Origin of the sequence: Catenulispora pinistramenti (assembly GCF_018274385.1) — a bacterium.
Taxonomy (GTDB): domain Bacteria; phylum Actinomycetota; class Actinomycetes; order Streptomycetales; family Catenulisporaceae; genus Catenulispora; species Catenulispora pinistramenti.
Window position 1 is genome coordinate 1 of record NZ_JAAFYZ010000098.1, and the last position, 23366, is coordinate 23366.

General features: G+C 69.8%; 16 protein-coding genes. 4 read left to right on the forward strand and 12 right to left on the reverse strand.

Features of this window, described 5'->3' with window-relative positions:
- Positions 1-52 precede the first annotated feature (52 nt).
- From KGQ19_RS25845 to rhaI, 4 genes are all read right to left on the reverse strand, one after another.
- Positions 53-1951: a WD40 repeat domain-containing serine/threonine protein kinase gene (locus KGQ19_RS25845; RefSeq protein WP_212012777.1), complete on the reverse strand. Its 1899-nt coding sequence runs from the start codon at positions 1949-1951 to the stop codon at positions 53-55.
- Between the two features lie 154 nt (positions 1952-2105).
- Positions 2106-3557, reverse strand: a complete 1452-nt coding sequence (locus tag KGQ19_RS25850) for a rhamnulokinase (RefSeq protein WP_307856511.1) — start codon at positions 3555-3557, stop codon at positions 2106-2108.
- 13 nt (positions 3558-3570) lie between these two features.
- Positions 3571-5709, reverse strand: a complete 2139-nt coding sequence (locus KGQ19_RS25855) for a bifunctional aldolase/short-chain dehydrogenase (RefSeq protein ID WP_212012779.1) — start codon at positions 5707-5709, stop codon at positions 3571-3573.
- A complete protein-coding gene (rhaI, locus tag KGQ19_RS25860) occupies positions 5709-6875 on the reverse strand; it encodes an L-rhamnose isomerase (RefSeq protein WP_212012781.1) in 1167 nt (388 codons plus the stop codon). The genes KGQ19_RS25855 and rhaI overlap by 1 nt, the downstream gene beginning before the upstream one ends.
- Positions 6876-7177: 302 nt before the next feature.
- Between rhaI and KGQ19_RS25865 the strand changes: the two genes are divergently transcribed.
- Positions 7178-8212, forward strand: coding sequence for a LacI family DNA-binding transcriptional regulator (locus tag KGQ19_RS25865; RefSeq protein ID WP_212012783.1), 1035 nt, complete (start codon positions 7178-7180; stop codon positions 8210-8212).
- Positions 8213-8380: 168 nt separating this feature from the next.
- The gene (locus tag KGQ19_RS25870) at positions 8381-9802 is read left to right on the forward strand and encodes a DUF2079 domain-containing protein (RefSeq protein WP_212012785.1); all 1422 of its coding nucleotides are present in this window, start codon (positions 8381-8383) and stop codon (positions 9800-9802) included.
- A 14-nt stretch (positions 9803-9816) separates the two neighbouring features.
- On the opposite strand, the gene KGQ19_RS25875 is transcribed toward KGQ19_RS25870, so the two are convergent.
- Both KGQ19_RS25875 and KGQ19_RS25880 read right to left on the reverse strand, forming a co-directional pair.
- Entirely contained in the window at positions 9817-10611 is a 795-nt protein-coding gene (locus KGQ19_RS25875; protein ID WP_212012787.1) for an ArsR/SmtB family transcription factor, read from the reverse strand.
- Positions 10612-10785: 174 nt separating this feature from the next.
- Positions 10786-11691 carry a ribokinase gene (locus KGQ19_RS25880; RefSeq protein ID WP_212012789.1) on the reverse strand — a complete coding sequence of 302 codons (906 nt, stop codon included), beginning with the start codon at positions 11689-11691 and terminating at the stop codon, positions 10786-10788.
- A gap of 270 nt (positions 11692-11961) precedes the next feature.
- Here KGQ19_RS25880 and KGQ19_RS25885 point away from each other — a divergent pair, with 270 nt between their 5' ends.
- Positions 11962-12888: a nitrilase-related carbon-nitrogen hydrolase gene (locus KGQ19_RS25885; RefSeq protein ID WP_230419442.1), complete on the forward strand. Its 927-nt coding sequence runs from the start codon at positions 11962-11964 to the stop codon at positions 12886-12888.
- 1579 nt (positions 12889-14467) lie between these two features.
- On the opposite strand, the gene KGQ19_RS25890 is transcribed toward KGQ19_RS25885, so the two are convergent.
- The gene (locus KGQ19_RS25890; protein ID WP_212012791.1) at positions 14468-17146 is read right to left on the reverse strand and encodes a fibronectin type III domain-containing protein; all 2679 of its coding nucleotides are present in this window, start codon (positions 17144-17146) and stop codon (positions 14468-14470) included.
- Positions 17147-17375: 229 nt separating this feature from the next.
- A complete protein-coding gene (locus KGQ19_RS25895; protein ID WP_212012793.1) occupies positions 17376-17954 on the reverse strand; it encodes a DUF6790 family protein in 579 nt (192 codons plus the stop codon).
- 57 nt (positions 17955-18011) lie between these two features.
- On the opposite strand from KGQ19_RS25895, the gene KGQ19_RS25900 reads away from it, so the two are divergent.
- Positions 18012-18449 carry a MarR family winged helix-turn-helix transcriptional regulator gene (locus KGQ19_RS25900; protein WP_212012795.1) on the forward strand — a complete coding sequence of 146 codons (438 nt, stop codon included), beginning with the start codon at positions 18012-18014 and terminating at the stop codon, positions 18447-18449.
- Positions 18450-18533: 84 nt separating this feature from the next.
- On the opposite strand, the gene KGQ19_RS25905 is transcribed toward KGQ19_RS25900, so the two are convergent.
- From KGQ19_RS25905 to KGQ19_RS25920, 4 genes are read right to left on the reverse strand one after another with little or no spacing between them, the layout of a single operon-like run.
- Positions 18534-19016: a GNAT family N-acetyltransferase gene (locus KGQ19_RS25905; RefSeq protein ID WP_212012797.1), complete on the reverse strand. Its 483-nt coding sequence runs from the start codon at positions 19014-19016 to the stop codon at positions 18534-18536.
- Positions 19016-20908: a DUF2264 domain-containing protein gene (locus KGQ19_RS25910; RefSeq protein WP_212012799.1), complete on the reverse strand. Its 1893-nt coding sequence runs from the start codon at positions 20906-20908 to the stop codon at positions 19016-19018. The genes KGQ19_RS25905 and KGQ19_RS25910 overlap by 1 nt, the downstream gene beginning before the upstream one ends.
- Before the next feature lie 28 nt (positions 20909-20936).
- Positions 20937-22055 carry a LacI family DNA-binding transcriptional regulator gene (locus KGQ19_RS25915; RefSeq protein ID WP_212012807.1) on the reverse strand — a complete coding sequence of 373 codons (1119 nt, stop codon included), beginning with the start codon at positions 22053-22055 and terminating at the stop codon, positions 20937-20939.
- A 38-nt stretch (positions 22056-22093) separates the two neighbouring features.
- Positions 22094-23095, reverse strand: coding sequence for a hydroxyacid dehydrogenase (locus KGQ19_RS25920; protein ID WP_230419443.1), 1002 nt, complete (start codon positions 23093-23095; stop codon positions 22094-22096).
- Between the last annotated feature and the right edge of the window lie 271 nt (positions 23096-23366).

Genomic DNA, 23366 nt, shown 5'->3' on the forward strand with positions numbered 1-23366 from the left:
GGGCGGAGGTCGCGGTTGCGGGCGGGTGAGGGTGGCACCTTTCACCAGCTCGTCAGATCCTCGCGGGGAACTCCATCATCGCGACCCGGGACGGTGTCGCGATGACGATCGCCTGTGCCGCTTCGGTACGCACGAGGGCAGCGGCGAGGATCGGCTCGTCCGGCAGCGGCAGCTCGGCCAGCAACTCGCGGGTACTCATGTCCCACAGCCGGACGTTCCGGCCGTGGACGTAGGTCACCCTCGGCCGTCCGGTGGGATCGTCGAGGAGCACGATGCCTTGTCCGGACTGCGCGCCGCCGGTGAGCGGAAGGTGCGTCAGCTCCTCACCGGTGGCCGGACGGTAGAGGCTGATACCAGCCGGGCTGCTCACCGCGACCAGGGAGCCGGACTGCGATACCGCCACGCCGGTGACGACACGGCGGTCATCGAACGTGTACAGAGTCCGGCAGGACTCGGCGTTCCAGGCGACGGCTCTGGCGCCCGGAAGGCGAGCGTTGCCGTGCCAGCCGATGACGACAGAATCGGCGGCGGAGGCCAGCCGCATCGGCTGGAAACCGCCGGGCAGCTTGCGCCAATCGCCGCCGCCGACCCGGGCGACCGGCGCGATGCCCGGCCCGGTCACCGCGATTCCGAGACGCCCGGACGTCCGGAAGACGGTGCCGGCGGTGAACCGCTCTATCCGGCCGGGCAACGGGCCCAGCGCAGTGGGGCTCACCGTGTTGGTCACCAGATCGGCGAGATTGAGGACCTGACGGGCCTGAGCACGGTCCACAGTCAGGGCCGCCGCGCCGAGGGCCATCCCCGGACCGAGCGTCAGCATGGCATCGCCCCGAGACGGCACCATTTGCAGCAGTCGGCGATCGCGGTCCGGAGCGTGCGGGACGTGGAACGTCGCTTGCGACCAAGAGCCGTGCAGGTCGTTCTTGCCCTGGAGGTAGACCGCGACCGACGGCTCTGCGTAGTCGGTGACCGGGATCAGCCAGGCGCGTTCGATCCGCTGCCCCGGTCTGCAGATGAACAGCGAGTCGACTGCTGGCGCGCTACCCGACGCGGACAGCCCCGGGGGCACCGGCGCGGCGACCATCGTTTCCGGTACGGGCCGGCGGACGACCTCGCCCGGCACCGGTACGGACCCACCGGCCGCGGCACGCAGGATCCCGGCCGTCTCAACGGCATCGGGCCGCTTCGCAGGGTCCTTGTCCAGCAGCCGGACCAGCAGCGGGGCCAGCGGTCCGGCGTTCACCGCGGGCTCGGGCGCCTTCATGAGGATCGCGGTGTACAGGGCCGTGAGCGTCGGCGCGTCGAACGGCCGCCGTCCCTCGACCAGCGTGTACAGCATCGCGCCGAGGGACCACAGGTCGACGGCGGCCGTGGCCTCCAGGCCCTCGAGCAGCTCGGGCGCCATGTAGTGGGGCGTGCCCAGCGCCACGCCGGTGCGCGTCAGATGGGTGGCGGACTCCAGGACGCGGGCGATCCCGAAATCGGCGATGACCACCCGGGACCCGGCGAGCAGCACGTTCTCCGGCTTGAGATCGCGATGGACGATGCCGCCGGCGTGCGCGTGCCCGAGCGCGTCGGCGACCACCGTCCCGATCTCGGCGGCCCGCCGCCACGGCAGCGCACCACGATCGGCCATCTCCGCGGCCAGCGATCCCCCGGACACCAGTTCCATGACGATCCACGGGACACCGCCGTCCTGCACGACGTCGTGCACGGTGATGACGCCGTCGTGCCGGAGCCGGGCGGCGACCCGGGCCTCGCGCACGGCGCGCGCGACGAGCTCGGCCCGCTCGTCGGCGGCGACGCCCTCGGGGATCGTCAGTTCCTTGATAGCGACGATCCGGTCGAGGTTGGCGTCGTAGCCACGCCAGACCCGCCCCATTCCGCCCTGGCCGATCAAGTCGTCCAACCGGTACCGGCCGCCCACCGCGTAGCCCGTCCCACCCGTCATCGATAGTTGAAGGTGCGGTGCTCGTCAGAGCCCGTATCCTTCGTCCCCCTTCATCGCATCGCAGCATTGCAGCAGCAGGCCAAACAGTAGCAATACCAACTGCTTGGCCGACGCGCCGGCGGCTGCTGGTCTTCAGCGGCGAGCGAGCGCGGGCTCAGCTGCTCGTCGCCGCCAACCGCGCGGCGGCCGCATCCCACGCCGCCCGCTCTCCGGCCGGCTCGTAGCGCGTCAGCGGCTGCGTGCGAATCAGCAAGTCCCGCAAGTCCCGCACCGCCCCGGGCTCGCCGACCACGCCGAGCGCCCGCGCCTGCACCACCACGTTCCCCAGCGCCGCGGCCTCGGCGGGCCCGGCCACCACCGGCAGGCCGCACGCGTCGGCCGTCAGCTGGCACAGCAACGCGTTGTGCACCCCGCCCCCGACGATGTGCACCACATCCACCGGGTGGTCCGCGAGTCGCTGCGCGTCCTCGATCGCGCGCCGGTGGGCCAGGGCGAGCGAGTCGAGGATGCAGCGGGTGACTTCCGGTGGCGTGCCGGGCACCGGCTGGCCGGTGGTGCGGCACGCCTCGCGGATGCGGTCGGCCATGCGGCCCGGCGCCAGGAAGCCGGGGTCGGCGGCGTCGATCACCGAACGCAGGGGCGGTTGCCCGGCTGCGGCTTCCAGAAGCGCCAGCAAGTCGGTCCTCCACTCCCGCAGGCACTCCTGGAGCAGCCACAAACCCATGATGTTGCGCAGATAGCGGACCGTCCCGTCGATCCCGGCCTCGTTGGTGAAGTTCGCCAGCCGGCTGGCCTCGGTCAGCACGGGGCGTTCCAGCTCCAGCCCGACCAGCGACCATGTTCCGGTACTGATATACGCGAACCGCTCCCCCGCCGCGGCCGGGACCGCGACCACCGCCGACGCCGTGTCGTGCGACGCCACCGCGGTCACCGGGATCGGCCCACGCAGCCCGGTCTCCTCCAACACCGCCGGCAGCAGTTCGCCGATCCGTGATCCCGGCTGACGCAGCGGCGGGAACAGCCCGACGTCCACTCCCACCCGCTCGGCCACCTCAGCCGACCAGGTCCGGCTGACCGCGTCGAGCAGCTGCGTGGTGGAGGCGTTGGTCACCTCGGTACCGGCGACCCCGGTCAGCCAGTACCCCATCAGATCCGGGATGAGCAAAGCCTGCCGAGCCGTGCCCAACGCCTGCGACCCGCGCGCCGCAACAAGCTGATACAGCGTATTGAAGGGCACGTACTGAATCCCCGTGACGCCGTACAACGCCTCGGCGGGCATCATCTTCCACACCCGCTGGGCGATGCCCTCCGTCCGCGCGTCGCGATAGTGCACCGGGTTGCCGAGCAGCGCACCGTCGGCGTCCAGCAGCCCGTAGTCCACGGCCCAGCTGTCGACGCCCACCGAGTCCACCTGCCGGGCCGCGCGCAGCCCGTCGACAATCCCCTGATACAGCGCCAGCACGTCCCAGTGCAGCGTCCCACCGACCCGCACCGGCCGGTTCTCGAACCGGTGCGCCTCACGCATCTCCAGCGTGTCCCGGCCGACGCGACCGACCATGACGCGCCCGCTTGACGCGCCGAGGTCGATCGCCGCGACCGTCTTCACCCCGATACCCCGCTCATCGCAGGAAGGCCGCCGCGACCCCGGCGTCCACCGGCACCAGCAGCCCGGTGGTGTGCGTCAGGTCGCCGCCGACGAGGGCGAACACCGCGTTGGCCACGTGCTCGGGCAGCACCTCCCGCTTCAGGAGCGTCCGCTGCGCGTAGAACTCGCCCAGCTTCTCCTCCGGGATCCCGTACGTGGCCGCACGCTGCGCGCCCCAGCCCCCGGCGAAGATCCCCGACCCGCGCACCACGCCGTCGGGGTTGACGCCGTTCACCCGGATCGCGTGCTCGCCCAACTCCGCGGCCAGCAAGCGCACCTGGTGCGCCTGGTCGGCCTTGGCGGCGGAGTACGCGACGTTGTTCGGCCCGGCGAAGACAGCGTTCTTCGACACCACGTACACGATGTCCCCGCCGCGACCCTGCGCCGTCATCACCCGGGCCGCCTCGCGCGACACCAGGAACGAACCGCGCGCCATGATGGTGTGCTGTCGGTCCCAATCCGCGCTCGTGGTCTCCAGCAGCGGCTTCGAGATGGAGATCCCGGCGTTGTTGACCACCAGGTCCACGCCGCCGAATGCCAGCACCGCGGCGTCGAACGCCGCCGCGACCTGCTCCTCGGACGTCACGTCCACGGTCACCGCGACCGCCCGGTCCGCGCCGCCCAGATCGGCGGCCACGGCCTGCGCCGCCACACCGTCCCGGTCGGCGACCACCACGCACGCGCCCTCGGCGACCAGCCGGTACGCGATCGCCTTGCCGATCCCCGACCCCGCGCCGGTGACCAGCGCCACCCGGGTGGCCAGCGGCTTGGGTTCGGGCATCCGCGCCAGCTTGGCCTCCTCCAGCGCCCAGTACTCGATCCGGAACTTCTCCGACTCCTCGATCGGCGCGTACTCCGACACCGCCTCGGCACCGCGCATCACGTTGATCGCGTTGACGTAGAACGCGCCGGCGACCCGCGCGGTCTGCTTGTCCCGGCCGAAGGAGTACATCCCGACGCCGGGGACCAGGACGATCGCCGGGTCCGCGCCGCGCATCGCCGGCGAATCAGGAGTCGCATGCCGGCGGTAGTAGGCCGCGTACTCGGCGCGGTAGTCGGCGTGCAGCTCGGCGAGGCGGGCGATCGCGTCTTCGAGGGGCGCGGAGGCCGGCAGGTCGAGGACCAGCGGACGGACCTTGGTGCGCAGGAAGTGGTCGGGGCAGGAGGTGCCGAGCGCCGCCAGCCGCGGGTGCTCGGCGCGGGACAGGAAGTCGAGGACGACCTCGGTATCGGTGAAGTGGCCGATCTGCGGACGATCCGCCGACGCCAGAGCACTGATATAAGGCGCCAGCGCAGCCGCACGCGCCCGGCGCTCATCCTCAGGCAGCGGCTCGAAGCCTGCGGTCACCGCCCCGAACGGCTCAGCTTTCCCGCGCTCGGCAAGGAAAGCCTCGGCCGTCCTGATGATCCGCAGCGAATTCGCCTCGCACTGCTGGGCCGAATCACCCCAGGCCGTGATCCCGTGCCCGCCGAGAACGCACCCGATCGCCTGCGGATTCGCCGCCTTCACCGCCGCGATGTCCAGCCCGAGCTGGAACCCGGGCCGCCGCCACGGCACCCACACCACAGCGTCCCCGAAGCACTCAGCCGTCAGCTTCTCCCCGTCCGCCGCACACGCCAGCGCGATCCCCGAATCAGGGTGCAGATGGTCCACGTGCGGCGCGTCGACCAGAGCGTGCATCGCCGTGTCGATCGACGGCGCGGCGCCGCCCTTGCCGTGCAGGCAGAAGTCGAACGCCGCGACCATCTCGTCCTCGTGGTCGGCCCCGGGATAGACGTCGACCAGCGCGCGCAGCCGGTCCAGCCGCAGCACCGCGAGCCCGGCCGGCGTCAGGGTGCCCAGATCGCCGCCGGAACCCTTGACCCACAACAGCTCCACGTCCCCGCCGGTCACCGGATCGGTCCCGGCCCCCTTCGCCGAGGTGTTGCCGCCGGCGTAGTTCGTGTTCCGCGGATCGGCACCGAGCCGGTTCGACCGGGCCACCAACGCGGCCACGGTGTCATTGGTCAGGGTGTCATTGCTCAGGGTGTCATTGGTCAGGGTGTCATTGGTCAGGGTGTCATTGGTCAGGGTGTCATTGGTCAGGCTGTCGTCGTTCAGGCTGTCGTTCATCAAGCTCCCCATCCGGCCTGCACCCCGCCGACCCGCTCGGCGACGATCTTCTCCGCGTAGCCGCCGGCCCGGTAGGCGTCCAGCGGGTCGGGCCGCAGCCCCATCTCCTTGCGGAGGTCCGCCAGCATCGAGCGGACGTCAGTGTTGTAGGCGTCCATCAGCACCGCGTTCGCGCCGAGCACGTCCCCGGCCGCCTGCGCGGCACGCAACGCGGGCAGGTCCACCAGCAGCGCCTTGGCCGTGGCCTCCTGCACGTTCATCACCGAACGGATCAACGCCGGGATCTTGGCCTCCAGGTTGTGGCACTGGTCCAACATGAACGCCACGCCGTTGGCCTTGTCGAAGCCGCCGTTCTTGGCCACCTCGTGCAGGATCCGGAACAGCTGGAAGGGATCGGCGGCGCCGACCATCAGGTCGTCGTCGGCGTAGAAGCGGGAGTTGAAGTCGAACGCCCCGAGCTTGCCCTCCCGTAGCAGGAACGCCACGATGAACTCGATGTTCACCCCCGGCGCGTGGTGCCCGGTGTCCACGACCACCTTCGCCTTCGGCCCCAGCTTCAGGCAGTGCGCGTAGGACGTGCCCCAGTCCGGGACGTCGGTGGCGTAGAAGGCCGGCTCGAAGAGCTTGTACTCCAACACCATCCGCTGGTCCGGCCCGAGCCGGTCGTAGACCTCTGACAAAGCCTCGGACAGCCGGTCCTGCCGGGCCACGATGTCGTCCTGGCCCGGGTAGTTGGTGCCGTCGGCGAACCACAGTTTCAGCGAGGACGAGCCGGTCGCGTCCATGATGTCGACGCACTCCAGCAGGTGGTCCACGGCCTTGCGCCGGATCCGCGGGTCCGGATGCGCCACCGAGCCCAGCTTGAAGTCGTCGTCCTGGAACGTGTTGGAGTTGATCATCCCTATTCGCACGCCGAGTTCCGCGGCGTACCGGGCCAGCGCGCCGTAGTCGTCCACGCGGTCCCACGGGATGTGCAGCGACACCAGCGGCGCGACCCCGGTGGCGGCGTGCACCTGGGCGGCGTCGGCCAGCTTCTCGAACGGGTCCCGCGGCACCCCGGCCTGCGCGAACACCTTGAACCGGGTGCCGGAGTTGCCGTAGCCCCACGACGGGGTCTCGATCTCCTGCGCCTTCAGGGCGGCCTTCACGGCCGACAGGTCGGGCATGGCTCCACCTCGCGGGGGTCGTGGTCGATGGACTTCGCCGATGGTCTCGCCGACTGGCTCCACTGATGATCTCGCCGATGGTCTGGTCGATGATCTCGCCGGCCGGATTGAATCGATTCAATCCCTGCCTGCTGCCGACCTTAGGCGGCGCTCAGGACGACGTCAAGAGGCGATCCCGGGGCGGGGAACCGATCTTGAACGAACCCCCAGGTGGGGCCGGTGCGCGGCCCGGCCTGTAAGGTGAGGCCGACCGGTGAAACCATTCAGTCGGCGTCCAGCCGCTAGCGGGCAGGCGGGCTCAGGTGGCCAAGAAGACAGTCGGGATCTCGGACGTCGCGCGGGAGGCCGGCGTGTCCGTCGGCACCGTGTCGAACAGCTTCAACCGGCCCGATTCGGTGGCGCCGGAGACCCGGGCCCGGATCCTGGCCGTGGTGGAGCGGCTGGGATACGTGCGCAGCGAGTCCGCGCGCCAGCTGCGGACCGGGACCAGCCGCATCGTCGCGCTGCTGGTGCTGGACCTGGCGAACCCGTTCTTCGTCGACGTCGCCAACGGCGCCGAGCGGACCGCCCGCGCCGCCGGACTCGGGGTGATGGTGTGCACCAGCGCGCAGTCGCCGTCGGACGAGGCGGACTACATCGGCCTGTTCACCGAACAGCAGGTGCGCGGCGTACTGGTGATCCCGGCCGATCCCACCGGACGCTCGCTGGAACCGTTACGCCGCCAGGGGATCCCGTACGTCGTGGTGGACCGGCTGGTCGAGGACGCCGAGGTGTGCTCGGTATCAGTGGACGATGTCACCGGCGGCCGACTGGCGGTCGAGCACCTGCTCGCGCAGGGCCACCGCCGCATCGCCTACATCAGCGGACCGGCGCACCTGCAACAGATCCGCGACCGGCGCACCGGCGCACTGGCCGCCGTCGCCGCCGCCGGACTCCCGCCGGAGGCCCTGCACGAACTCCCGACCGCCCACATGACCATCGCGGCGGGCCGTGACGCCGCCGCGCGCCTGCTGGGCCTGGCCGACCGCCCGACCGCGGTGTTCTGCGCGAACGACCTGCTGGCCCTGGGCTTGGAGCAGGCGCTGTATGCCGCCGGGGTGAAGGTTCCGGAGGAAGTCGCGATCGTCGGGTACGACGACATCGAGTTCGCGTCCGCGGTCGCGGTGCCGCTCACGTCGGTACGGCAGCCGGCCGCGGAGATGGGGCGGCTGGCGACGCAGATGCTGCTCGCGGAGGGTGATGCCTTGGGCGACGAGGAAGGCACGCACGCGCACCAGGCTGTGGTGCTGCAACCGGAGTTGGTCGTGCGGACGTCGAGTCTGCACCGGGCCGGGTAGGCGGTTCGGCTCCTCGACGTATCAGGGCCCGAAATAACTGCCGCCGAATCTTACAGACTTCAGAACGCGCGTTCAGTACCCTTCTCACCATCCGTAGTGCTCTGATCACATAGCAGGATGGTGAACCGGACTCGAGGGACGACCCTCGGGATGGTGGGGGTGCCGACCGTGTTGGACGCAGGCGTCGCGATAACCGGAGTCGGGGTTGAGCAGGACACGTCCTCCTCGACCCGGACTTCGGCGGCACTGGCCCTGGTCACGACGGTCGGCTACGCGGTGTTCTCGCTGCGGCGGCACGCGCTGTTCCGGTCCAACGCCTACGACTTGGGCATCTTCGGGCAGAGCGTGCGCTCCTACGCCGCCGGCCACCTGCCGGTGTCGACGATCAGGTCCGACAGCGCGCCGTCGGGGCCTTGGGGACACGGGTTTCCGCTGTTGGGCGACCACTTCTCGCCGATCGTGGCCGTGCTGGGGCCGTTGTATCGGCTGTGGCCGCACATCGAGTTGCTGCTGATCGCTCAGTCCGCGTTGGTGGGTTTCTCAGTGTTCGTCGTCGCCCGTCGCGCCGCTCCGCATTGGTGGATTCCCGTCGCGTACGCGATGAGCTGGGGTTTGCAGCAGCTCGTCAACTTCGACTTCCACGAGGCCGCGTTCGCGGTGCCGCTGATCGCGTTGGCGTTGGACGCCTACTTGGCTGGGCGGTGGGCCGCGTGCGCGTGGTGGGCGTCGGGCCTGTTGCTGGTCAAGGAGGACATGGGGCTGACGATCGCCGTGCTCGGGCTGCTGATCTGGCGGCACGACCGCCGGGTCGGACGGGTGCTGTGTGTGGTGGGGCCGGTCGCGACGGCGTTGTTGGTGCTGGTGGTCGTCCCGCATTTCAACCCGCAGCATGTGTATCCGTATCTGCAGAGCAGCGGGCGGCAGTCGTCCGGCGCCTCCGCGCTGTCGAAGCCCTGGCTGATACCGGTTCACTTGGTCTGGCCGCTGGTCAAGCTGAAGACGCTGGCGATGCTGCTGGTCCCGACCGCGTTCCTCGCGCTGCGCAGTCCGCTGATCCTGCTGGCCGTCCCCGACCTGTTGCTCCGCTTCACTTCGGGCGACCACATGTACTGGGACACCGACTACCACTACTCGGCGATCCTGATGCCGATCGTGTTCTTCGCGCTGATCGACGCCCTCCAGCGGGGGCCGGTTCCGTTTCGGTGGCTGGCGCGGCGGCTGCCGGCCGCGGTGATGGCGGCGGCGGTCGCCCTCATCGCACTGTCACCATTGCGCACCGCGTTCAGTCCGGCGTTCTGGCACGACGGTCCGCGGACCGCTTCCGCGCGGCAGGCCGTCGCGCTGGTACCTGAGGGGGCGCGCGTCGCGGCCAGCAGCCCGCTGGCCCCGCATTTGACGGACACGGCGCGGGTGTATCTGGCCACTGACACCGTGTTCGCGCATGCGGAGTTCGACTGGCTGGTGCTGGATACCGGTGCCGACGACTGGCTCTCGCACTCCGCGAGGATTCTGGATCAGGCGCGGAGTGCGGGGTTTCAGCAGGTGTACAGCAGGGCTGGGTATGTGGTGGAGCGGCGCGGGGGCGGGTGATCCGCGTGCTCCGCTCAGGCCCCCATCGGCAGCGGCTCGCCGGTCTCCAGCAGCGACTTCAAGCTGGCCACCACACTCGGCCAGCCCTGGCTCACCATCTCGGCCAACGCCGATCCGGCCTCGAAGCCGTCGTGGACCACCGTCAGCTTCACGACCTCCGAGCCCTCCTCCTCGATGGTGAAGGTGACCTTCGAGCGGGACTCGCCCGCCAGCTTGGCGGTCAGCTCCTCGTCCCATTCGAAGCGTTTGCCGAGCTCGGGGGTGATGGCGTGCCAGGTGTAGGACAGGCGGCTGTAGGGATCGGCCTCCAGCACGACCTGCTCCGGGTCGCTGATCTGCACGCCGTGGTTGTCCCAGGTCATCGGGGCACCGGCGGACCAGTCGGTGGCGAACTCCGTGGACCAGTAGCGGCGCGTGAAGGCGGGCTCGGTCAGCGCCTGCCAGAGCTTCTGCGGGGTGGTGCGGATGTAGGTGCTGTAGACGAAGGTCGGCGCGTCCATCGGATTGCCCTCCAAGGCGAGTTTCAGGTCTGCCAGGGCCTGCACCCTGGCCTGGTCGAAGCGGTTGATCCACCGGTGGGCGATCTCATGCACGGGCGCGGCGTTGAGGTAGTGCAGCTTCTCGCGGCCCTGCCGCACCGTGGTGACCAGCCCGGCCTCCTCCAGCACGGCGAGGTGCTTGCTGACGGACTGCCTGGCCATGTCCAGCCCCGCACACAACTCGCGCAACGTCTGCCCGTTGCGGGCGTTAAGCGAGTCGAGCAGCGCGCGGCGGCTCGGGTCGGCCAGTGCTTTGAACACTTCGTCCATGCGGCTCTCGCGGCTCCCGGTGGTGGTGGTTGTCGATATGCAGCCTTTCGGCTGCCTTTAATTTAGGCAGCCAGCTGGCTGCATGTCAAGGCGGAAGCCGGATGCCGGAGAACGGCAGGGGTACTGAGATCGGTGATGAGGAGGGCTCGGACGGCCGGGCAGGCCGAGTTGTCATCAGGTGAGCTGACCCCGAAAAGCCTCGTAACTCGCCGCCGCGCCGACCTCCGCGACCGAAAGACTCGCTGCGCGGATCGCCCTTTCGACCGCCGGGCGGAGTTCGAAGCCCTGCGCGAGGGCGGCCGCCAGGACGCCGACCAGGGCATCGCCCGCGCCGGTCGTGTCGCGGACGCGGGTCGGGCGCGGTGCGGGTAGGTGGTCCTCGCTATCGCGAGTGATGAGGACCGCGCCTGACGCGCCGAGCGTCACCAGCACTGATCGCGCGAGACCGCGTAGCTGTGGCGCCGCGGCCGTGACGTCGTGCACGGTCGCCAAGTCCGCGCCGAGGAGCTGGCCGGCCTCGATCTCGTTGACCACCAACGGATCGGCGTGGGCCAGCTCCGCGCCGAGGTCGTGGACCGGCGCCAGGTTCACCACCGCGCGGACCCCGGCCTCGGCCGCCAGTCGCAGTGCGGCGCGGTTCACGCTTGGTGCCACCTCGCCTTGCAACACCAGCACTGCGGCGTCGTGAAGGGTGTCGCGATTCAGTGCCCGTTCGTCCAGGGCCTGATTCGCTCCGCCGATCACGATGATCTCGTTCTCCCCGGCCTCGCTCAGTATCACCAGGGCGCGGCCGGTCGCCGTCTTGTCGAGCCGGGCCACCAGGGACGTGTCGACGCCGTACTTCGCCAGTTGCTCAAGCACCGCCTCGCCCTGGGGGTCGGTACCCACCGCGCCGACGAGCGCCACTGTGCCGCCGGCCATCGCGGCGGCCACCGCCTGGTTCGCGCCCTTGCCGCCGAGGCCGGTGGCGCGCTCCCGGCCGAGCACCGTCTCGCCCGGTGTCGGCAACGCCGCCACCCCCACGACCTCGTCGACGTTGACGCTGCCGACCACGACCACCCGCTGCGGCTCCGGCTCCACTGCTCAGTCCGATCCGATCTGCTGGGAAAGCGCGACGGGGACATCCGGCGCACCCTCCGATCATTGCGCCCCGCGCGCGTCTTGAACCCTCCGAGCGCTGCGACACGCGGCAACCGCACGGGCCTGGGCGGGGCTGCCGAGCCGCGTGTCGTCGCTCGGCCCGGGTGGCTCGTGACTCACCCGCGTCGAGCGCTTTCCATTCCCCGGGCTTATTGATGGCCCTCGAACATTCATTGGACGCATCAAAGCGGCGCGGCTTCGATGGGCCTCATGCTGATCCGAGTCGCGACTGTCCAGTTCGAACCCCGCCCCGGGGACAAGGAGTACAATCTCGCGCGCGTCGAGCGCTTCGCCCGCGCCGCGGCCGAGGACGGCGTCCAGTTCGCCGCTCTTCCCGAGCTCTGCCTGGTCGGCAACCGGCACCTCACGAAGCGATCGGCCGAGGAACTACGCGCCATCGCAGAACCCGAAGACGGACCGTCGATCACCCGGGTGCGGAAGCTGGCGCACCAGTTGGGGATCGGCATCGCGGTGGGATTGGTCGCCGAGCGGGGCGGCCTGCTGTTCAACGCCTACGCGGTCTGCCTGCCGGACGGCACCGTCCACATCCACCGCAAGCTGCACACCTCCGGCTACCCCGGCATCTCCGAGGGCGACGGCTACACGGTCTTCGACACGCCGTGGGGCGTGCGTGTCGGGGTCCTGATCTGCCTCGACAACAACATCGTGGAGAACGTGCGCACGACCGCGGTTCTCGGCACGCAGATCCTGTTGGCGCCGCACCAAACCGGCGGGACTCACACCATGGTCCCATTCGGCGAGAACCCGCTTCCGTCGTCGCTGTGGGAGAACCGCGCGGAGGACCCCGCTGCGGTCCGGGCCGCGTTCGACGGCCCGACCGGACGTGACTGGCTGCTGCGCCACCTGCCGACCCGAGCCCACGACAACGGAATGTTCATCGTCTTCAGCAACGGCGTCGGCCGCGACGATGACGAGCTGCGCACCGGCGGCGCGATGGTCGTCGATCCCCGCGGCCAGATCCTCACCGAGAGCCGGTCCATCGAGGACGACATGGTCACCGCAGATCTCGATATGGACCTGGTCACCGGCTCGGTCGGGCGGTGGTGGATGAAAGCGCGGCGGCCAGAGCTCTACGCATCACTGGCCGCCGCACGATCCAGCGCCGGCTCTAGATGATTGATTCCTGGGGGTACCGGCGCGAAACGGCACGCAGCCTCTGGCTATGTGGTTCGCGACGTGTCGGTCGGCGGGCGGGATCCGTTGGCGGGTGGAGTTTGCTGGGGCTGGGGTTTGTAGGCCGGGTTGCTGTTGGTGTGTGGGTTTCAAAGCTTTTTACGGCCTTCGGTCATAGTTGTACCGGTTCGGGGTTCGGGGTGGTGGGTGTGTTTGTCGGCTGCCGGTTCGCGCGTTCACAACCCCGCCCCACCTCAGGCCTCTTCAACTCCGGCAAGTCGAAGCAAGGGCAAAGGGCCAGATCAAGAGCAAGATCAAGGGCAAACCCATGGTGAAGAGCCGGGCCTCCGGCGGGCCTCGGCAACCTCAGGGAAACTAGCGCGGTTCCCTCGGGTGGCCGGGTGAGTCTCAGCGGCTGCGGTCCCAGAGGTGGCTACGGTCCGTTCCCCTCGGTCGCGTCGTCAGCCCGATGGGTACAGCACCAGTGTCCGGGGGTAAAGTCCGCGCGCTTGCGGTCAGGCGGGCGAGCTGCGGTTTGTGATAGCGCGAACTTGACCCCCGGCCACCGGCACTGTAGGCGAAGCCCTGCCGACGCGACCGAGGGGAACGAACCGAAAACCGACCGGAAGAATGGCAATCGAAGGGACCGACAACGCAGGTCGGCGATGCGGCTGCCGGTGAGGGTGCGGCGGGCCGGTGGTCGATTGGTCGGGAACATGCCCGGGTGCGGTAGGCGGCATGCCTTGGCGCTGTGGCCAGGTCTATCTGTCATCCGGCGGCGGCGATCTCGGCGGCCAGACGAGCCCGCGCCCGCAAGCCCAGGATGCGCACCTTCGGGACTGCCGCGCTGCCAGTACCCTGACCGGCGGCCGAACTCGCCGAGCCGCCGGTACCGCACCCCCTGTTTTGTATTTCTCCGGCCGGTTTTCGGTTCGTTCCCCTCGGTCGCGTCGGCAGGGCTTCGCCTACAGTGCCGGTGGCCGGGGGTCAAGTTCGCGCTGTGCGAAACCGCAGGTCAAATGCTCGACCGCCGCGCGCGGACTTTACCCCCGGACACCGGTGCTGTACCCATCGGGCTGACGACGCGGCCGAGGGGAACGGACCGCAACCACCCCACAAACCGCCGCCGCTGAGACTGACCCGGCCACCCGAGGGAACCGCGCTAGTTTCCCTGAGGTTGCCGAGGCCCGCCGGAGGCCCGGCCCTTCACCACAGCCCTTGACCTTGACCTTCAGCTCTTGATCTTCAGCTCTTGATCTTGCCTGTGCCCTTGTTCCGACTTGCTGGAGTTGAAGAGGCCTGAGGCGGGGCGGGGTTGTGAACGCGGAAACCGGCAGCCGACAAACACAACTCGCCACCCCGAACCCCGAACCGGCACAACTATGACCGAAGGCCGTAAAAATCGCCTTTCAAACCACAGCCCAACCGCAACCCGGCCCACAAACTCAAGCCCCCAGCAGACTCCACCCGCCAACGGATCCCGCCCGCCGACCGACATGTCGCGAATCACATCGCGAACCACATCGCGGACTCCCGCCCGAGCAAAGCGCGAACTCCCAGGCAAACGTTGCCTGACACGGCACTAGCCGATAGTCACCACCCCCGCAGACGCCGCGGGGCCGACTCCGGCGGCGTTCCGGGCCGCGACCGTGATCGCGTACGCGTCGCCGTGTGTAAGTCCACTGACGACGGCGAACGTGTCGCGGCCGTTAGTCGCCCACACCTCCGTCTTGCCGGTCTCGGTGACCGTGGTGACAGCGCCGGTCTTCTGGTCCGTCAGCGTCACGTCGTACGAAAGGTTCGGCGACGTGCCGTGGGCCACGGTCTGCGGGTTCCAGTGCACGCTCACGTCGCCCACGCCGACGTCAGCCGACGCGGAAGCGGGAGCTGCCGGGAGGGCGGTCGTCGGGCCGGGGGTCACCGCGCGGGTCGGCAAGGAAGGTGTGCTGGACTCCGAGGCACGGGCGGTGTCCGCCGTGACAGTGAACGTATACGCCGTTCCGTCGGTAAGGCCGGGTACCAGCACGTAGAACGACTTCAGATACGTCGGCGCATCCACTGTCACCTGCTTCCCGCCGGGCGAAGCGGTGACCGTGTAGGCCGTCACCGGACGTCCCTGATCGAAGAAGGTCGGAGTGAAGGACACATACGCCGACCCCTCCCCCGCGGACGCCGCCGCCTGCTCCGGCGCGGACGGGACCGCACCGCGGCTACGTCCCGGATCCGCACTCAGCACGCTGCGATAGCGCGGCTCCAGTCCGGCCGCGTCGACCAAAGCCCTCGGCGCGTCCTGCGGACCGCCGATGATGGTGTTGCCCGCCACCACGACGTTCTTCTGGTTGGAGTCCTGGTCGCCCTGCTGCCAGTAGTTGTGTTCGACGTCGAGCGGGTCGTCGGTCGAGCCGTCCGCCGGCGGCACGTAGTCCCCGTGCGGAGAGCCCCAGTCGTTCTGGTTGTTGTATTCGACGTTCGAGGTGATGGTCATGAACGTCGAGCCGTTGTCGCAGTAGATGGCGTGTCCGTGGTCCAGGATGTCGTGGATGACGTTCCCGGTGATCTGCTCGCCGTCGGCCAGCGAGGACCCGGTGATGCCCTGGGTGTAGATCGCGCCGCCGTCGGCGAGGTACTGCATCGCGTCGTAGATCAGGTTGTCCGAGATCACGTTGCCGTGGCTGGAGTTGGCGATCGCCGGGGCCTTGATCTTGTCCGGCCAGCCGCCCCAGCCGATCGAGATCGCGGTGTAGGGGGTGTGGTCGATCTGGTTGTGCGAGATCAGGGTGTTCTCGGCGTAGCCGACGTCGATCCCGACACCGCTGCGGTACTCCACCGACGTGGAGAAGATGTGGTTGTCAGTGATCTGGTTCCCGACGGTGTGGTCGCCCGCGGCGGCCGGCAGCGGGTCGTCGACGCCGCCGAGTTCCAGGCCGTTGCCGGAGATGTCGGTGAACACCGAGCCCTTCACCGTGTCGTTCTGCGAGCCGTCGCCGAGGTCCAGGCCGGCCGCGCCGAGGTGCGTGAAGACGTCGCCGGTGAACGAGATCCGCTGGTCGTGGTGGAACGAGACGTTCCCCGGCTCCTTGGTCCAGTCGCCGAACGGGCAGGTGCCGCCCGCGACGAACTGGCACAGGCCCTGGGTCGCGTTTCCGTTGGCGCCGGTGATGGTGTAGCCGGCCTGGATCTCCGAGAAGCCCTCATTCGAACTCGGCTGGTCCCATGTCCCGTAAGAGAACTGCAAGCCGGAGAACGCGATGTCGTGGACCGGCGCATCGGCCGTCCCGGTCCCGCTGACCAGCGTCTGCGCGGTGGCCAACTCGACGTCGGCGCGGGTCAGCTTCTCACCGGGCAGCGGGACGTAGTCGACGCGACCGGCCTTGGCGTCGTAGTAGAACTGGCCCGGCTGCTGAAGGAGTTCGCGCGCGTTCTCCACCGACGTCGGCAGCTTGTGGTTGCCGATTGAGGCGGGCCCGACGAGGTTCACGGTCCGTCCCGAACCGTCCGTGCGCATCACACGCTGGGTGGAGTTGATCCAGCAGGGTTCTGCCATGGTGATCGTCGTGCCGGAGATGGACGCGATCGGGCAGCGCGGTTCGGTCCAGGCGCCGAGGCCGCCGGTGCTCAACGACCAGTAGCCGTCGCCGCCGGTGTACACGAACTCGATGCCGGTCGGATTCCCCCACCCCGCCATCAGATCCGAGGACGCGGTATAGCCGGTCGGCGTCGCGGTCAGCGTCACCGGCACCGCCCCGGACGCCCGCGACGCGCGGTGTCCGTCGATGAACATCTCGCGCGACGACAGCCCGGCCGGCGCCGGAGCCGACCAGATCTGTGCACCGGACGAGGTGGTCTGCCCTGAGGGACGGAATCCGCTGACCCGCGTGCCGCCGCTGATCACCGGATGCGCACCGGGGGCAGCGGTCCAGATCACCGTGTGGCCATTGGTACCGGAATCGCGAGAATCCAAGGCGAGCGGTTGCGACATCGAGTACGTACCGTCGGCCAGCTCGACACGGATATCGCCGCTCATCGCAGAATCCAGCGATCGCACGACCTGCTGCGCCCGTTGCAGGGTGCGCACGGAGTGGCCGGGATTCGCGCCGCTGTCGTGGTCGTCACCCCACGGGGACACGAAGACCGTGGCGCCCCGGTGGTTGTCGGAGCCGGCACTCGTCGAGGCGGCAGCGGCCGTGGTGCCCGCCGCGAGGGCCGCCGCCGCGCCGAGGGCCAGCGCGACACGTCTGGAGCGTCGCAAGGTACTGATCATTCGTCACCTCCGCGTTAACATCCCTTACTCTTCAGGCGTCACCCTGATGATTCCTCGGATGTCTGTCAACCCCATGAGCGGGATTTCGCGCAAGATTCCATAGTCAGCGGGCATCCACGAGCCTTGCCTTGCCCAGAGATCGGACGTATAGCTGAACCACGGACAACGCACGATGTCGGGCGCCCACCGAAGTGAGCGCCCGGCAAGGGAACGAGGGACAACCCCGGACTCAGGAAGAGGCAGCGTGCCGCTCGCCGCCGAACTCGGCGACCTGCCCGGCCCCAGCCTCGGCGCGAGCGCCGGCGCCACCGACCCCCAACCGCTGCGCCCGCCAGGCCAGCGCAATCATCACCGCCGGGAACAGCACATCCGCGGCCAGCACCCCGCCGGTGTTCCCGGGCTGGTGGTCGTGGTTGGCGAACCACTGGTACACGTGGCCGAAGGCGGCGCCCCAGAGGAACACCCCGGCGCCGAGGCCGACGGTGACGCGCTCCCGGGGAGTGGTCCCGGGGCGGGCCACCCGCAGGGCCATGACCACCAGGGCGAGGTTGGCGAACGCGATCTCGAACTGGAACGGACTGCGGGTGAAGCCGATCGCGTCGGCCATTGACTGCTGGCCCACCAGGAACGAGATGCAGATGTAGAGGCTCCCGCAGCCGAGGGCCGCTACGGCCCACCACCGCTGCCAGGTCTCGAGTGCCGCTTCGCGGGAGGGGCTGTGACGGGTGCGGATGGCGGCGCCGACGACGGCGATCAGGATCCAGATCGCGGGGAAGACGGTCTTCACGGCGTAGGTCGTGTGGCTCATGAGAATGAGTCTTGCATGGTTAATATTAACCACGCAACTCTCTGGTAGGCTCGCCTCATGGATGACGGGCTGGCCGACTTGTTACATCGCGTGGTTTACCTGCTCGGAGAGGCGACGAAGCAGCTGACCGAAAACACCGCCGACGCCTTGAGCTACAGCCAGATGCGCCTGCTCGGGACCCTTGAGGACATCGAACCGGCGACCCAGCACCGCCTGGCCCAGGCGCTATCAGTCTCCGACCCGGCCATCAGCCGCGCCCTGAGGCCACTGGAGGCGGCGGGCATGGTGCGCGTGCGGGTGGATCCCGAGCACGCGCGAAGGCGCCTGGTCGAGACGACGGAAGCCGGCCGCAAGGTCTTCCACGAGAACGGGAGACCGCTGCACGACGTGCTGCAGAACGCGCTGGTCCAGGCCGGGTTCCCTTATGAGCGGTACCTGGGGGAAACGGCGGAACTGGCGAAGTTTCTGGAGGAAGCGCTGAAGGATGCGGGGTAGGTGCACCCCGAACCGGTGCGACCAGGCCCGAAGGCCGTAACGGGCTTCAACCCCACAGCCCGACCGCAACCCGGCTCGCAAGCTTCAGCGAAGCTCACAGAGATAGGTCACCGCCGGCTTCCCGTTAAGCGTAATCTCGCCAGTGGTGACGAACCCGTTGCGCTCCAGGATGCGGCTCGAAGCCGGGTTGTCCAGCGTCACCTTGGCCCGCAGCGCGCTGAGGCCATAGCGCGCGGCGGCAAGCTCGCGCATCTCACCGACAGCGGCGGTGGCCAGCCCACGCCCCGCGAACTCCTTCGCCATCCGGTACCCGAGGTCTGCCGACCCGTCGTGCACGCCGATCAGGTTGAACCGCCCCGCGATCTGGCCGGTCTCGGTCACCAGTAGATAGAAGTAGTCCGTGCCGGCCGCCTGCATCTGCAGAAGCTGGGCGTGGCGGGCGTCGAACTCGGCGAAGTACGCATCGCCCCGGTCCGGGATCACCGCCGCGAAGTAGTCCCGGTTCTCGCGCTCGAAGGCGAGGAGGGCTGCGGCGTGGTCGGCGCGGACCAGTTCGAGCTGCGGCATCAGTCATGTCCAAAGAGGTGGGCGAGATCGACGGTGACGGCGTGCCCGCCGACCCGGCGCGCTGTCACCCGGGTGCCGGACACATCGACGTCGACCACGTTAGCCAGCCCGGCATCGGTTCCGGTATCCAATATATGCAGCGCGACGTGCACGGACTCGGTCGCCGAAGGCCGGGCGGACAGGTATGGAACAGCGCTGTACTTGCCGAACGCGTTCCCATCCTCGTAGCGCGCAACAGAACCGGACTCGTACCCGAACAGCCCAAGCACCAGCGACCGGATGCCCGCACCCACGGCCCAAGCCGTGGCGGTCTCGTGCCCGGACGACACCCCGTCATCCGAAGCCACCGCATGCGCGCCCTCCCGCAGCGACCAGCCATCCGGCGCCGTCACGAGATGACACCGCACCTCATACTCGCCAGTCACCAACGAAGCCGTCACGATCCGGGCCCCGGGCAGCTCCCGTCCCGAAGCCCCGAGCCGCGGCACGTGCCACGACGCGACGTACCCCTCCCCCGCCGCGCTCCCCATGATCCGGCCGCGCCGCGTGGCCCGGCCCCACTCGTCGACGAGCGCCGCGTGGCCGTCGATACCGGTGACCCAGGCGCGGTCGGACCAGGCGATCCCCGTGCCGGGAGCGGTGCGCGTCGAGTAGGCGAACTTCGCGTAGTGCGGGTCACCAGGATCGTCACCGTGGTTGGCGTGGTCGCTGCCGTGGTTGACGACGCGGACGATGCCGTCGCCGCGACCGTGCTGCACGGCCCAGCCGAGGGCGGGGAGGATCGCGACCGAGGGTGAATCAGAAGGCTGGAACGGAGCGTCGTCGGAGGCCCACAGCGGATGCGAAGCCGGAGCAGAGAGCCCGAGGAAGCCCATCCCGGCGAAGTAAGCAGAACCCGGCCCGCTGTACTCCTGAACCACCGGCAGGAACTCTCGCGCACCCCAGCCAAGGCTCGGTGGCTCGGAACCGTCCACACCGAGTCGCCGGAAGTAGTCCAAGGTGCGTCCCGCGATGCCCCGCACGACAGCAGGGCTCGGCGTGTCCGCGCCGGCCAGCGCGGCGGTCCACAAGCCGCCCAACACAGCGTGCCGATATGCCAGCGAGCGCCCCATATGCAGCGGGGCTCCGTCGTCACCGAACGTCAGCGCGTACGACGCTGCGAACTCCGCCAAGCGCGCCCGGTACCGCTCGACGCGCCACTGCGGCTCAGCATCGCCGCGTAGCTGGTACCACTGCCACAGAAAGGGCTGGAACACCCACGAGTTGTAGTGGTCGAGGTTCCGGCCTGGAGCAGCTGGCGGGCCGTCGTTGTACCAGCCGTCGCCGAGGTACCAGGACTCGACGCGCTCGACGTTCTCCGCGCCGTGACCGCCGTCGACCGGCATCCCGACCGACGCCAGGAACGCCTCGATCACCGCGGGGAACAGCAGCCAGTTGTTGTGTTGCCACACCCGCAGCCGCGCGTGGTGCGCCAGCCACTCGGCCAGGCGCTCGCGGACCGGATCAGGAAGCTGATCCCAGACCCGCCCACGGCACAGCGCCAGGCCGAAGGCGAGGTTCGCCGCTTCCACCGCGGGCTGCGTGATCCCCGCGTGCGGCCAGTCCTCGAACCCGACCGCACGCGGCCAGAAGCCGGGAGCAGCCGGGTCCATCGCGGCGGTCAAGGCCTCGATGTGGAACGAGGCGTGATCGTGGGGGTCCTCCGCGCCCCCACCGAGCCGAGCCGCCGCGATCAGAAAGCTGCGAGCGAACCCCTCGATCCCGTCGCTGACCGGCCCGCTCTGCGAAGGCGGCCCCGGCGGGCAGATCAACGCGCCGCCGTGCACCGCGTACTTGCGAGCGGTCAGCAACCAGCGGTCCGCCTCGGATTCCCACTCGGCGCGTGTGAACAAGGATCGAGCCCTTCGGTCAAGAAACCAGTCAAGAAGCCGGCGCGGGAGCCGTGGAATCGCGGATCACCACATGCGTCCCCACGTGCCGGGTGTCGGTCGGGCCGTCGGACTCCCCGCGCAGCGCGACGGCGAGCCGCACGGCCTCGCGTCCCATCTGCTCCAGCGGCAGGTGCACGGTGGTCAGGGCCGGGGTGACCTCGGCGGCCAGGGGGATGTCGTCGTAGCCGACCACCGAGACGTCCTGGGGGATCCGCAGTCCGGCCTCGCGCAGTGCCTGCATCGCGCCGACCGCGACGCCGTCGTTGGCGCCGAAGACCGCGGCGAACTGCCCCGCCGAGCCGTCGCGCAGCAGTTGCGCGGTGCGCTCGTAGCCGAGGCGGCGGCTGAAGGGGCCGGGCTGGATCAGGCGTTCGTCGACCTCCAGGCCGCGGCTGGCGTAGGCGCGGCGGAAGCCGGCGACGCGGGCCCGGTGCACCGACATCTGGTCCAGGCCGCCGATGTAGAGGATGCGGCGGTGGCCCTGGCCCAGCAGGTAGTCGGTGATCGCGTGCGCGCCGCCGGTGTTGTCGTAGTCCACGACGCCGGCCGGGACGTCGGCGGCCAGCGGGGGTCGGCCGCACAGCACCAGCCAGGAGCCGTCCTGGTTCAAGGCGTGGGCCCGGTCGGCGAGCTTGCGGCGGTAGGCCGGGTCCTCGACGCCGCCGCCGACCACGATCACCGCGTCGGCCCGCTGTTCGCGCAGGCTGTCGATCAGGTCCAGCTCGCCGCCGGCCACGCCGTAGGTGCTGCACACCAGGCAGAGCTTGCCGTCCTCGGCGGCCTGGCGCTGCACGCCGCGGGCGATGAAGCCGAAGAAGGGGTCGATGATGTCCTCGACGATGATCCCGACCGTGCGGGTCCGGGAGCCGGCCAGCGCACGGGCCTGGGCGTTGACCACGTAGCCCAGGGTGCGCACGGCTTGTTCCACCCGGCGCCGGGTGTCGGCGGCGACCGGGTAGTTGCCGTTGAGGACCCGGGACACCGTGGCCGTGGACACGCCCGCGGCCTCGGCGACCTCCTGGACGGTGGCCCGCTTGGGTCCGGCGCCGTCCCTCGGTGTGCGGGGCGCCCGAGACGCCCGCGCCGGTTTGCCCTGCGGCGTCGGCACCCTGACCGCTCCTTTCGTCCGGCTATTCGGCTGTGGCTTCACGCCAGCCGGTCCAGCTGGTCGGGAAGCACTTCATACCGTAGTGGCAGACCGGCTACGTACCGTTCCACTTCCTCCACGGCCAGTCGGCCGAGCCGCAGCACCTCCCCGCCGAGCGCGCCGGCGATGTGCGGGGTGAGGAAGACGTTCGGCAGGCTGAACAGCACGGAGTCCGGGGGCAGCGGTTCGGCGTCGGTGACGTCCAGGACCGCGTCGATGCGGCCGCCGACCAGTTCGGCGATGAGCGCCGGCTGGTCGACGAGCGCGCCGCGGGCGGTGTTCACCAGGACGGCGCCGTCGCGCATCAGGGCCAGCCCGCCGGCGTCGAGCATGCCGCGGCTGGCCGGGGTCAGCGGGGCGTGCAGGCTGACCACTTCGGAGGCGGCCAGCAGCTCGGGCAGGGTGGTGAGCCGGACCCGGGGGTCGTCGGTCAGGTCGCCGGCGCCGTAGGGGTCGTAGACCAGGACGTCGGCGTCCAGCACGTCGCGCAGCAGCCGCACCACGCGGCGGCCGATGCGGGAGGCGCCGACCACCCCGACGGTCATCCGGTGCGTGCCGATCGGGCTGATGCCGTCCAGGTTGCGGTGGGTGCCGTCGGCCGAGCGCTGGCCCAGGCGGTAGCGGGCGGCGGCGGTGAAGGCGCGCTTGGCCCCCAGGATCACCGCGGCCAGCGTGTATTCGGCGACCGGGACCGCGTTCGCCTCGGCCGCCGAGCAGACCCGCACGCCGCGCGCGAAGGCCTCCGGGGTCATCAGGAACTTGACGGTGCCGGCGGCGTGCACCACCAGGCGCAGCCGGGGCGCGGCGGCCAGCAGGTCGGCGTCGACGCGCGGCGAGGACCAGGAGGTCAGCAGCACCTCGGCGCGGGCCAGCGCGGCGGCGAACGCCGGTTGGGCCAGGGCCGGGACGTCGCCGCCGGTCAGGATGCTCGCGGTCGCGGCCAGCCGCCGGTGGCTCTCGGCGTCCAGGACCAGGGCGGCCTCGTCGGTGGTCACGGCCATCAACAGGGTCGGCCGGTCCGGTGCGGCCGCCGGGGCCGGGGCCGGGACGGACGCGGCCGTGTGGGACGTGGTCAGGATGATCTCCCCCTCCGCTGTTTGTCGCTCGGATGGTACACGCTTACTACATCCCCAGCGCAAGACCACGAGGCCAGGAACTGCAAGAAAACAGTTTGGATGCTGGGGGTTGACAGAAAAGCGGAGCCACCGAATACTCCTGTGCAGCTCATCACATCAGTAAGCGATTACCGGCCAGAACGGCTTGCCGAGGCCT

Coding starts and splice junctions, on each gene's coding strand:
- KGQ19_RS25845 (WP_212012777.1), bottom strand. CDS start 1,951: ATGACGGGTGGGACGGGCTACGCGGTGGGCGGCCGGTACCGGTTGGAC.
- KGQ19_RS25855 (WP_212012779.1), bottom strand. CDS start 5,709: ATGAACGACAGCCTGAACGACGACAGCCTGACCAATGACACCCTGACC.
- rhaI (WP_212012781.1), bottom strand. CDS start 6,875: ATGCCCGACCTGTCGGCCGTGAAGGCCGCCCTGAAGGCGCAGGAGATC.
- KGQ19_RS25875 (WP_212012787.1), bottom strand. CDS start 10,611: ATGGACGAAGTGTTCAAAGCACTGGCCGACCCGAGCCGCCGCGCGCTG.
- KGQ19_RS25885 (WP_230419442.1), top strand. CDS start 11,962: ATGCTGATCCGAGTCGCGACTGTCCAGTTCGAACCCCGCCCCGGGGAC.
- KGQ19_RS25890 (WP_212012791.1), bottom strand. CDS start 17,146: ATGATCAGTACCTTGCGACGCTCCAGACGTGTCGCGCTGGCCCTCGGC.
- KGQ19_RS25895 (WP_212012793.1), bottom strand. CDS start 17,954: ATGAGCCACACGACCTACGCCGTGAAGACCGTCTTCCCCGCGATCTGG.
- KGQ19_RS25900 (WP_212012795.1), top strand. CDS start 18,012: ATGGATGACGGGCTGGCCGACTTGTTACATCGCGTGGTTTACCTGCTC.
- KGQ19_RS25905 (WP_212012797.1), bottom strand. CDS start 19,016: ATGCCGCAGCTCGAACTGGTCCGCGCCGACCACGCCGCAGCCCTCCTC.
- KGQ19_RS25920 (WP_230419443.1), bottom strand. CDS start 23,095: ATGGCCGTGACCACCGACGAGGCCGCCCTGGTCCTGGACGCCGAGAGC.